The following is an 11230-nucleotide window of genomic DNA, read 5'->3' as shown; positions in this document are numbered from 1 at the left end:
ATCCAAAAAGTTAAAGCTCGACGGTCACCGAAGCGGGATCCTCCCCCACCAGCTCGGCCAGCATGGGAAGTGCCACGGTAAGCGTCTCGAGAATCGTTCCGTTGTTGGAGAAACCGGCGGCAGCGGGATGTCCGCCACCGCCAAAAGCAGCAGCGATCTCGGATACGTTGAGGTCGCCCTTGGAGCGCAGGTTGCCGCGCACCTTGGTATCGCCCTCAATGCCCTTCAGGAACAGGCAGACCTCGACGCCCATCACCGAACGCACCACGTCAACTAGGCCGTCACACTCATCCGCGGTGACACCGCAAGCCTCAAGGTCACTCTGGTACGCGTAGCTATACGCGACGCGTCCGTGGGCCACCGTCTTGATGCGGCCCATAACGATGGACTTGAGGTGCAAAAACTCAACGCGCATGCTCTGGTAGACCTCGAGCGCAACACGGGCCGGATCGGCACCGTGAGCAACCAGACGCGAGGCCGCATGGAATGCGGCGGCATCGGCGTTTTGGTACTGAAAACGACCGGTGTCGGTGACTAGGCCACACAGCAGACAGGTGGCGACGCCATCACGTGCGACAATGCCGCAATTGTCCAAGAAGCGGTCGATAATCATAGCGCAGGCTGCAGCTTCGACGCGTCTCAGGCTGAGCTCGGCAAACTCCTCGCGCGCCGGATGGTGATCGAAGCACACCACATGCTTGGAGCGGCGAAGCACCTCGGCGGAATTATTGAGGCGCTCGACGACCGGTACGTCCACCGAGATGAACAGGTCAGGATTGCCGGTGTACGCAGATGCCGGCACCAGGCGATCGGAGCCTTCCATAAAGCGGTAGATGCGCGGAACCGGGTCATCGTCTGCTAGCAGCAGGGCAATGTCCTTGTTGGGGAAAAACTTCATAAGCGAGAGGCCCAGACCCAGCACGGAGCCCAGGGCGTCGCCGTCGGGAGAAGTGTGTCCCGAAATCGCAATGGAGGACGCATCCTCGATGAGCTCGAGGATGCGTCGCTGAATATCTGCAGACTCGCACGAGGCGAGGTCGGCGGAATTAGTCATCTAAAGCTGCCTCCTGGGCGGCATCCGCTATGGGGTAGCCGTCCTCGTCCTTTTCGATCGCAAGCGTGGCGGGAACGTTTTCCAGCGCACGCGTGATGCGCTCTGCCTCATCGGTCGAGCGATCGATGCGAAAATCGAGCTCGGGCGTAACACGCCAATCGAGCGAGCGAGCCAACAGGCTGCGAATACGGCCCTTGGCGCTTGCGAGCGCCTCCATGACCTCATCGTAGCGGCTCGCATCGCACGACACGTACACGCGCGCGAACGAACGGTCCACCGCGACCTCGACCGCGGTCAAAGTAACCAGGTCGAGACGCGGATCGGAAACCTCAAAGAGCAGGATATAACCGAGCTTCTCGCGAAGCTGCTCGCCCAGACGGCGGGTTGCCTGCGTTTGCTTCATAGCGCTACCCCCTACTCGGTGCGGGCAACCTGGTCGATGCGGTAACCCTCGATCTGGTCGCCGGGCTTGATGTCCTGGAAGTTCTCCAGGCCAATGCCGCCCTCGGAACCACTCTTGAGGCTCTTGGCCTCGTCCTTGTAGTGGCGCATCGAGGCGATCTTGCCGTTAAAGACCACGATGCCGTCGCGCACCAGACGCACGGAATCGGTCGCGGCGATCTCGCCCTCTTCGACGCGGACACCGGCGGCGATACCGACTTTGGGCACCTTGAAGGTGTCCAGGACGGTCGCGGTACCCGTGGAGACCTCGACCTCGGTGGGCTTGAGCATGCCGATACGGGCAGCGTCGAGCTCCTCGAGGCACTTGTAGATGACATCGTAGCAACGGATCTCGACGCCCTCGCGCTCCGCAGCGGAGCGGGCCTTACCGTCGGGACGGACACCAAAGCCGATGATGATGGCGTTGGAGGCGTCGGCCAGGACGACGTCGGTCTCGTTGATGGCACCGACTGCGGAGTGGATCGTGTTGATGCGCACCTCGGACTGGTCCATCTTGTCGAGCGAGTCCTGAAGGGCCTCGATAGAACCCTGAACGTCGGCCTTGATGATCAGGTTGAGCTCCTTGACCTCGGCGTCGGCAATGGTCTCGAAGAGGTTCTCGAGCGTGACGTGCTTAACGCGACTCTGCTCCTCGATACGGGCCTTGAGCGAACGCTCGTCGGCAAGGGCGCGAGCCTCGCGCTCGTCCTCGAACACGCGGAACTCATCACCGGCGTTGGGCACGGACTGAAGACCCAGAATCTCGACGGCGTCGGAAGGACCGGCCTCGGTGACGGCGTTGCCCTTCGGGTCGAGCATGGCGCGGACGCGGCCGTAGGTAAGGCCGGCGACCAGCGTATCGCCCACGTGCAGGGTACCGCGGGTGACGAGCACCGTGGCAACCGAGCCGCGACCCTTGTCGAGCTTGGCCTCGAGGACGTTGCCGGAGGCAAAGGTGTCGGGATTGGCCTTGAGCTCGAGCACGTCGGCCTGGAGCAGCACGGTCTCGAGCAGATCATCGATACCAATCTTCTGCTTGGCCGAGATGTTGACGAACATGTTCTGTCCGCCCCACTCCTCGGGGATGATGCCGTACTCGGTGAGCTCTTGGCGCACGCGGTCGGGGTTGGCACCCGGCTTATCGATCTTGTTGACGGCGACGACGATGGGTACGCCGGCGGCCTTGGCGTGGTTGATCGACTCGATGGTCTGGGGCATGACGCCGTCGTCGGCAGCCACGATCAGAATGACGATGTCGGTCACCTTGGCACCACGGGCACGCATGGCCGTAAAGGTGGCGTGGCCCGGGGTATCGATGAAGGTGATCTTGCGGTCGTTAATCATGACCTGCGAAGCGCCGATGGCCTGGGTAATGCCGCCCGCCTCGCCGGCAGCGACACCGGTGTGACGGATGGCGTCGAGCAGCGACGTCTTACCGTGGTCGACGTGGCCCATGACGGTGACGACCGGTGCGCGCGGCTTAAGGTCGGCGGGATCGTCGTAGAACGAGAAGGTGTTCTCCTCCTCGGGGGTGATGATCTTGATCTGACGACCCAGGTCGTCGGCAACGAGCTCGACGAGGTCGTCGGACATGGACTGCGTCATGGTGAGCGGCGTACCCAGCAGGAACAGGCGCTTGATGATATCGTTGGCCGGAACGTCAAGCGCCTCGGCGAGCTCCTGGACCGTAACGCCCTGGGAGACCTTGATGGCATCGAGCTCCTCGGGGTTCACGCCCTGGGCCAATGCCTCCTCTATCTTGCGCTCCTCCTGAGCCTTTGCAGCCTCGCGCTCGCGCTTCTCCTTGCGCTTCTTGCGGCGACCGGTGGACTCGCGAGAGGCCTCCTCGACGGCGGCACGGGCCTCCTCGAGCACCTTCTCGCGGCTGTACTCCTCGGCCTCGCGAGCCATGCGGCTGTAGTGGTCCTCTTCGTTGTTGTGACCGCCCTTGCGCTTCTTACCCTTGCCCTGCTTGTCGGGGTTGGGGAAGTCCATGCCGGCAGCGACGTTGTTGCTGGCGTTGGTGCGATGGCTGTGCGGGCGGCTCTCGGAGACGTTGCGCTCGGAGTTGTTGTCGGAGGCGTTGCGGTCGTTGCGACGGCCACCGCGGCGGTCGTTGTTACCGCCACGACGGTTACCGCGCTCGGCGGCGCGCTCGGCCTTGGCCTTGTCCTCGGCGTCCTTCTTCTCCTTGAGCACGGTCTCCTGTGCGGCGATCTGGTCGAGCAGCGAACGGAAGCGCGAACCGGAGTCCGAAGCGGGAACGGCGCGGCGCTGAGCCTCGCGGGCTGCCTCCTCCTTCTCGCGGGCAAGGCGCTCCTGCTCGGCCTTCTTTTTGGCCTCGGCCTCGGCGCGCGCAGCCTCCTCGGCAGCCTGGGCTGCGGCAAACTGGCGGCGCTCCTCCTCGCGGGCCTTCTCGGCGGCGATGCGCTCGCGCTCGGCCTCGGCGGCGCGAGCGGCCTCCTCGGCGGCGGCAGCCTCCTCCTCGGCCTGCTTGGCGGCCTCGACTTCCTGAGCGCGGGCCTCGATCACCGAAGCGAGCTGCTTGCGGACCATAGCGACATAGGCGTCCTCCAAGGTGGAGGAAGCGGACTTAGCGGGAATCTTCATATCGGCGAGATGACCCATCAGTTCCTTGGAGGTCATGCCGAACTCTTTGGCCAGGGTGGACACACGGACTTTTGCCATATGACTTCACCTACCCTTTCTGGCACCTTGGGTGCCTAGAGACTGAACGAGCGTGGGAGATGCGCCGGGACCCGCCCGGCGCGACCGCGCGCTAGATCAGGTCCTCCGCATCATCGAAGGCGTCGGTGTCGTGGACACCGCAGAAACGGGAGCCGGGACGAGCCTGGTTGCGGCACTGGATGCCGTCCTCGGACACGTACTCGCAGCGGCGGACATCCTCGTCCTCCTCGTCACCGATCAGGTCGGCGGCGGGCTCCTCGTGAACGGGAACGTTCTTGAGGATGTCGGCGGCAAGCGTCTCGGACTTGATGTCGATGTGCCAGCCGGTCAGGCGCGCGGCGAGGCGGGCGTTCTGGCCCTCCTTGCCGATGGCGAGGGACAGCTGGTCGTCGGGCACGATGACGCCGGCGTAGGCCTTCTCCTCGTCGATGAGGACGCGGGTGACCTTAGCGGGCGAAAGGGCGTTGGCGACGTAGACGGCAGGATCGGCATCCCACAGGATGACGTCGACGCGCTCGCCACGGAGCTCGCCCACGACAGCGCGAACACGGCTGCCCTTGGGGCCGACGCAGGCGCCCACGGGATCCAGACGATCGTCGAGCGAGTGGACGGCGACCTTGGAGCGCTGGCCGGGCTCGCGGGCGATCGACTTGATCTGGACAGTGCCCTCATAGATCTCGGGCACCTCCTGCTCAAACAGACGACGCATGAGCTCGGGGTGGGTACGAGAGATGACAATCGGCGGACGGCTGTGTTCGCCGCGAACAGGCTGCAGGTTGGAGTTGGGGTCGCGAACGTCGATGATCACGGCCTTGATGTGCTGGTTGTGCAGGTAGCGCTCGCCCATCGGACGCTCGTTGCGCTCGTTCTCATAACGACGCTGGTCAAAGTGCGGAAGCTCGGCCTCGACGCCCTCGCGAATCTTGACGATCGTGAAGTCGGGCGTGGACTGCAGCACGGTACCGCTGATGAGGTCGCCGATGCGGCCGGAGAACTCCTCGTAGATCTGCTCGCGAGCGGAGTTGCGAACGATGGCGTTGATCTCGGCCTTGGCGTGCTGGGCGGCGATGCGGCTCGTGTTCTTGGGAGTGACGTCGATCTCCTCGAACTCGGTGAAGTTGCCCTCCTCGTCCATGGAATCGTCGATCGGTTCCAGGCGGTAGACATAGATCTTGCCGGTGGTGCGGTCGATGGTCACCTTGGCGCCCCACTCAAGATGCAGGATCTCGGCGTAGCTCTTGGCGAGCGACTGCTCCAGGCGGTCGATCAGGTAGAGCTGGTCGATGTGCTTCTCCTGGCAAAGCTCCATCAGGGCGGACATCATGTCGGATGCTGCCATCTTACTTTCCTTCCTTCGCGGGCTTGAAGTCGTAGGTGGGCTTCAACTTGCACTTTTTAACATCAGTGAAATCGAGGGTGACGGACTCGCCGTCCTCGAGCTCGAGGGTCACGTTCGTCTCGGTGGCGGCGGCAATCTTGCCGGCGTACTTGCGACGGCCCTCGGTGGCGGTGGAGGTGAGCTCGCAGTCCTCGCCCACAAAGCGGGCAAAGTCGCACGGGCGGCGCAGCGGGCGCGCCATGCCTGGGCTCGACACCTCGAGCGTATAGCTCGAAGAGATGGGGTCGAGCTCCTCAATCACATCGCCGACCCACTTGGTGTTGGCCGTGACGTCGTTGAGGGACAGGCTCTGACCCTCGGCACCCTCGATACGCACACGCACGCAGGGGGCCTTGGTGGCACCCACGAGCTCGACGTCGACGATGTCGACATCGTGCTGGGGAGCGACGGCCTCGAGCGCGTCGATGATCGCCTGCTCGGTCTTGGTCTTGACCATTGCGGCACCTCCATCCATACAAAAAAGAAGCGGGGCCGAAACCCCACTTCTTTCAATTACAACTTCATTTGCAAGCAAACTATACCAATACCTGCGGAAACACGCAAGTGCCACAGAAACCCGCAGGTCAGCGTGCCCACAGCATCTCCACAAGAATAAGACAATTGACCGCGGTCTCGAGTGAACGACAATAAGACGAGGGACGACCCAACCGGATCGTCCCTCGTCTTTTACACGTCAGCTGCGCATGCGGCGTTTACTTGACCACCAGGTTGACCAGCTTGCCGGGCACGCAGACGGCCTTGATGACCGTCTTGCCCTCAAGCCACTTGGCGACGGCGGCCTCGGCGGCAGCCTGCATCTCCTCGTTGGAGGCATCGCGGGCCACGTCGATGCGGCCACGGACCTTGCCGAGTACCTGGACGACGATCTGCACCGTGTCCTCGATGGACTCGACCAGGTCGAACTCGGGCCAGGCGGCGGTGTAGGCGTTGCCCTCGCAGCCGAGTGCCTCGTGCCATAGCTCGTCGGCCCAGAAGGGGCAGATAGGAGCAAGGACGCTCACGATGTCCTTAGCCACGCCGTAGCACAGGGCCTTATCGCGCGCGGCACCCTCGGTGGCGTTGAGGTAGGCGCTCGCCGCGTTGACGAGCTCCATGACGGCCGAGATCGCGGTGTTGAACTGGCCGCGGTCAAAGTCCTCGGTGCACTTGGCGATGGTGCGGTGACGCTCGCGATAGAGCTTGAGCGCGGTCTCGTCGAGCACGGACTTGTCAAAGGCCACGTTGGCATCGCCGGACTGGACGAGCTGCCACACGATACGCCAAGCACGCTTGATAAAGCGGTTGGCGCCCTCGACGGCCTTGGGATCCCAGTCGAAGTCCTTCTCGGGCGGGGCGATAAACAGGATTGCCAGACGCATGGTGTCGGCGCCGTAGGGCTCGATAACCGAGCTCGGGGGCACGACGTTGCCCTTGGACTTGGACATGGTGTCGCCGTTCTCGTCCTTGACCATGCCCTGGCACAGCAAGTTGGTGAAGGGCTCGTCCACGCTCAGCAGGCCCAGGTCGCGCAGCGCCTTGGTAAAGAAGCGGCTGTAGAGCAGATGCAAAATGGCGTGCTCAATGCCGCCGATGTAGTTATCGACGGGCATCCAACGGACGGCAGCTTCCTTAGAGAAGGGCAGCTCGGTGTTGTGCGGGTCGGTATAGCGCAGGTAATACCAGCTGGAGCAGGTGAAGGTGTCCATGGTATCGGTCTCGCGCTTGGCCGGGCGACCGCAGACCGGGCAGGTGGTCTCGTAGAAGTCCTTGCACTCGGCGAGAGTCTCGCCGGCGCCCAGGTCCAGGTTCTCGGGCAGCGTCACCGGCAGCTGATCCTCGGGCACGGGCACGATGCCGCAGTGCTCGCAGTGGATGGCCGGGATGGGGTTGCCCCAATAGCGCTGACGGCTGATGAGCCAGTCGCGCAGGCGGAACTCGACCTTGCGACGGCCGCAGCCCATGGCCTCAAGGTCGGCAACGATGGCAGACTCGCCCTCGGAGTGCTTACCGCCGCGCATGCCGGTGTACTTGCCCGACTGCACCAGCGTGCCCTCGGCGGCATGGGCGCAATCCCAGTCGACGGTCTCGGCATGGAAGGTGTCGATGGTCTCGCCGCTGGCCTCGACGGCAGCGCGATCCTCATCGTCCAGAATGATCGGCACGATCGGCAGGTCGTACTTGCGGGCGAACTCAAAATCGCGCTGGTCGCCGCAGGGAACGGCCATGACGGCACCGGTGCCGTAGTCGGCCACGACGTAGTCGGCAACCCATACGGGGATCTTCTCGCCGTTGACGGGGTTCACCACGTAGCGACCCGTAAAGGCGCCGTGCTTCTCGAGGGTGCCCTGGGCGCGCTCGACGGCAGAGATATGCTTGGAGTCCTCGACGATCTTGGTGACGGCTTCCTCGTACTGAGTGCCCTCGACGAGCTCGTGCAGACGAGCGTACTCGGGAGCGAGGACAAAGAAGGAAACGCCAAAGAGCGTGTCGGCGCGCGTAGTGAAGACGGTGATCTTGCCCTCGTCGCCCTCAATGGGCTCGCCATCGGCATCGCACAGGGTAAAGTCGACCTCGGCGCCCTCGGAGCGGCCGATCCAGTTGGCCTGCATCTGCTTGACGCGCTCGGGCCAGCCGGGAAGCTTCTCCAGGTCGTCGAGCAGCTCCTGGGAGTACTCGGTGATCTTGTAGTACCACTGCTCGAGGTCGCGCTTCTCGGGCTCGGTGCCGCAGCGCCAGCACTTGCCCTCGGTCACCTGCTCGTTAGCCAAAACGGTCTTGCAGGTGGGGCACCAGTTAACCGGGTTCTTCTTGCGGTAGACCAGGCCCTTTTCCCACATCTTCTCAAAGATCCACTGACCCCAGCGATAGTAGTCGGGGCTGCAGGTTTTAACGGTACGATCCAGATCGTAGGAGAAGCCCATGCGCCTCATCGTGGCGAGCGCCTGGTCCATGTTCTTATACGTCCAGGCGGCAGCCTGCGTGTTGTGCTTGATGGCGGCGTTCTCGGCGGGCAGACCAAAGGCGTCAAAGCCGATGGGATGCAGCACGTCAAAGCCGCGCATGCGGGCCTGACGGGCCATGGCATCGCCGATGGTGTAGTTGCGCGCGTGGCCCATGTGCAGGTCGCCCGACGGATACGGGAACATCTCGAGCACATACTTCTTGGGCTTGGTGGCATCGGTGTCGACGGCAAAGAGGTTCTCGTCGTCCCACGCCTTCATCCACCGGGACTCAATGGCCTGCGCGTCGTAGGCAGGGATCTCGTCCTTATGATCTGTGCAATCGCACATATCAGCTCCTTTAATCTTAGCTGGGGTCGGACGGCTTAGCTTTGTTCGCTACTGCGGACAGTCCTGCGCAAGACGAAGAGCACATTAAGTGCTCTTCTTTGCGTGCGGAACTTGTAGCGAACAAAGCTAAGCCGACCGACCCTAAGGTTAACTCGCATGATGATAGCAAATACAACAAGCGAGATGTCTGCGACTTGCAGGCATCTCGCTTTATCTAAATAACGTGGTTGGAACTCAACCTTTATGTGCAGCTCTTATCCTATCGATAAGACACAGACTGCTGGGAGTCTTTCACGACAACGTCGTGGGCTCCGCCTTCGACGATCGAGGTCGAGCTTACCAGCGTCAGGCGTGCCTTTTCCTGGAGCTCGGGGATCGAGAGGGCGCCGCAGTTGCACATCGTGGACTTGACCTTGTAGAGCGTGCCGCCTACGCCGTCCTTGAGGGAGCCGGCGTAGGGAACGTAGGAGTCGACGCCCTCGACGAAGCTGAGCTTCGCGGCGCCGCCCAGGTCGTAGCGCTGCCAGTTGCGGGCACGCGCAGAACCCTCGCCCCAGTACTCCTTCATGTACTGGCCGTTGACGTTGACGCGCTCGGTCGGGCTCTCGTCAAAGCGGGCGAAGTAGCGGCCCAGCATCATAAAGTCGGCACCCATGGCAAGGGCGAGCGTCATGTGGTAGTCGTAGACGATACCGCCGTCGGAGCACACGGGCACGTAGACGCCGGTCTCCTCGTAGTACTCGTCGCGAGCGCGGCAGACGTCGATCAGCGCGGTGGCCTGGCCACGGCCGATGCCCTTGGTCTCGCGGGTAATGCAGATGGAACCGCCGCCGATACCGACCTTGATGAAGTCGGCACCGCAGTCGGCCAAGAAGCGGAAGCCTTCGGCGTCGACGACGTTGCCGGCACCGACCTTGACGTCCTCGCCGTAGTTGGCACGAATCCACTCGATGGTACGCTTCTGCCACTCGCTGAAGCCCTCGGAGGAGTCGATGCACAGGACATCGGCACCGGCCTCGATAAGCAACGGCACGCGCTCGGCATAGTCGCGGGTGTTGATACCGGCGCCGACCATGTAGCGCTTATCGCCGTCGAGCAGCTCGTTGGGGTTGGTCTTGTGGCTGTCGTAGTCCTTGCGAAAGACGATGCCCATGAGGTGATCGTTGTCGTCGACGATCGGCAGGGCGTTGAGTTTGTTGTCCCAGATGACGTCGTTGGCAACCTTGAGGCTGATGTTCTTGTCGCCCACGATGAGCTGCTCACGCGGGGTCATGAACTCGGAGACCTTCTTTTGGTGATCATCGCGGCTGGGGCGATAGTCACGGCTGGTGACGATACCCACGAGCTTGCCCTTGGGGGTGCCATCGTCGGTAACCGGCATAGTGGAGTGACCGGTCTTCTCCTTGAGCTCGATGACCTGCTCCATGGTCATGTCGGGGGTCAGCGTGGAATCGGACTGAACAAAGCCGGCCTTGTGATCCTTGACGGCCTTGACCATAGCGGCCTCGGACTCGGGGGTCTGGGAACCGTAAATGAAGGACAGGCCACCCTCGGTAGCGAGCGCGACACCCATGTCGACGCCCGAGACGGACTGCATGATGGCGGAAACCATGGGGATGTTCAGGGTGATTGCCGGCTTCTCACCGCGCTTAAAACGGGTCAGCGGCGTCTTAAGAGAGACGTTGTTGGGGATGCACTGCGAGGACGAGTAACCAGGGACCAGCAGATACTCCGAAAACGTGTGGGACTCACCGGGAAAGAACGTAGCCATGTTTCTCCTTTTTCCATGCGACCGGTCGGCTGCAGGCCTCGTAGGACCCAGCCCAACCTTGGGCGCCCAATACTGGGGAAGTATCTTAACGCACTTTGACTGCTACAAAGCATGAATTAAGAAGAGCACACGAGGGCTTGACGCAGGCTTTGTGTTTGCCCAGCAAACACTTTAGCGGGGAGACGTGGAGCATATGGAGTACAAGACTACGGCGCGACTGGTCATTCAATCGTGCGACAACGATCTGCCGGGCGTGTTCGGCCACGGCTGCGTCTTGCTGCTGCAGGGTATCGCCCGCGAGCACTCGCTCAACCGCGCCGCCAAAAGCATGGGCATAGCGTATTCCAAGGCCTGGCGCATCATAAATGAGGCCGAAGGACAGCTGGGTTGCAAGCTCATCGAGCGCGACGGCGCCCGCGGATCCACGCTCACCCCCGCCGGCGAGCGAGCCGTAGCGGTCTACGAGGGCCTGCAAGCAGAAATCAACCAAGTGATCGCCACCAAGGCCAACAACCTCATCGCCAGCATCAAAGAGTAGCTAATTTGGGACGGGGCTTTTTTAGCTACCCATCCAGAGCATTCTTGACTCATAGCCAAAAATAGACATT

Annotated in this window: 8 protein-coding genes; 1 reads left to right on the top strand and 7 read right to left on the bottom strand. The window is 62.5% G+C overall.

Annotated elements, in window-relative coordinates; translation table 11 throughout:
* Positions 1-10: 10 nt before the first annotated feature.
* The 7 genes from DXC90_RS05090 to DXC90_RS05060 form a co-directional block, all read right to left on the bottom strand.
* Entirely contained in the window at positions 11-1054 is a 1044-nt protein-coding gene (locus tag DXC90_RS05090) for a bifunctional oligoribonuclease/PAP phosphatase NrnA (protein WP_117735033.1), read from the bottom strand.
* Positions 1047-1457, bottom strand: a complete 411-nt coding sequence (gene rbfA / locus DXC90_RS05085; protein WP_006234038.1) for a 30S ribosome-binding factor RbfA — start codon at positions 1455-1457, stop codon at positions 1047-1049. Before rbfA ends, DXC90_RS05090 begins: the two co-directional genes overlap by 8 nt.
* 11 nt (positions 1458-1468) lie before the next feature.
* On the bottom strand, positions 1469-4183 hold the full coding sequence (infB, locus tag DXC90_RS05080; RefSeq protein WP_117735032.1) for a translation initiation factor IF-2: 2715 nt from the start codon (positions 4181-4183) through the stop codon (positions 1469-1471).
* 91 nt (positions 4184-4274) lie between these two features.
* Positions 4275-5522, bottom strand: coding sequence for a transcription termination factor NusA (gene nusA / locus DXC90_RS05075; RefSeq protein ID WP_006234042.1), 1248 nt, complete (start codon positions 5520-5522; stop codon positions 4275-4277).
* A gap of 1 nt (position 5523) precedes the next feature.
* Positions 5524-6018 (bottom strand): ribosome maturation factor RimP, encoded by a 495-nt coding sequence (rimP, locus tag DXC90_RS05070; protein WP_117735031.1) that lies wholly within the window; start codon positions 6016-6018, stop codon positions 5524-5526.
* Positions 6019-6274: 256 nt separating this feature from the next.
* Complete coding sequence (leuS, locus tag DXC90_RS05065) at positions 6275-8851, bottom strand: leucine--tRNA ligase (protein WP_117735030.1); 2577 nt, start codon at positions 8849-8851, stop codon at positions 6275-6277.
* A gap of 259 nt (positions 8852-9110) precedes the next feature.
* Positions 9111-10622: an IMP dehydrogenase gene (locus tag DXC90_RS05060; RefSeq protein WP_117735029.1), complete on the bottom strand. Its 1512-nt coding sequence runs from the start codon at positions 10620-10622 to the stop codon at positions 9111-9113.
* Between the two features lie 193 nt (positions 10623-10815).
* Between DXC90_RS05060 and DXC90_RS05055 the strand changes: the two genes are divergently transcribed.
* Positions 10816-11160: a winged helix-turn-helix domain-containing protein gene (locus DXC90_RS05055; protein ID WP_117735028.1), complete on the top strand. Its 345-nt coding sequence runs from the start codon at positions 10816-10818 to the stop codon at positions 11158-11160.
* Positions 11161-11230 lie beyond the last annotated feature (70 nt).

The sequence above is a fragment of the Collinsella sp. TF09-1AT genome (genome assembly GCF_003436895.1).
GTDB lineage: Bacteria > Actinomycetota > Coriobacteriia > Coriobacteriales > Coriobacteriaceae > Collinsella.
The sequence above is the reverse complement of the archived record's forward strand: the minus strand, read 5'-3'. Positions and strand labels throughout refer to the sequence as shown.

Bases quoted from the DNA above. Each gene is read 5' to 3' on its own strand.
- rbfA (WP_006234038.1), bottom strand. From the start codon at position 1,457: ATGAAGCAAACGCAGGCAACCCGCCGTCTGGGCGAGCAGCTTCGCGAG.
- DXC90_RS05090 (WP_117735033.1), bottom strand. From the start codon at position 1,054: ATGACTAATTCCGCCGACCTCGCCTCGTGCGAGTCTGCAGATATTCAG.
- infB (WP_117735032.1), bottom strand. From the start codon at position 4,183: ATGGCAAAAGTCCGTGTGTCCACCCTGGCCAAAGAGTTCGGCATGACC.
- DXC90_RS05055 (WP_117735028.1), top strand. From the start codon at position 10,816: ATGGAGTACAAGACTACGGCGCGACTGGTCATTCAATCGTGCGACAAC.
- nusA (WP_006234042.1), bottom strand. From the start codon at position 5,522: ATGGCAGCATCCGACATGATGTCCGCCCTGATGGAGCTTTGCCAGGAG.
- leuS (WP_117735030.1), bottom strand. From the start codon at position 8,851: ATGTGCGATTGCACAGATCATAAGGACGAGATCCCTGCCTACGACGCG.
- rimP (WP_117735031.1), bottom strand. From the start codon at position 6,018: ATGGTCAAGACCAAGACCGAGCAGGCGATCATCGACGCGCTCGAGGCC.
- DXC90_RS05060 (WP_117735029.1), bottom strand. From the start codon at position 10,622: ATGGCTACGTTCTTTCCCGGTGAGTCCCACACGTTTTCGGAGTATCTG.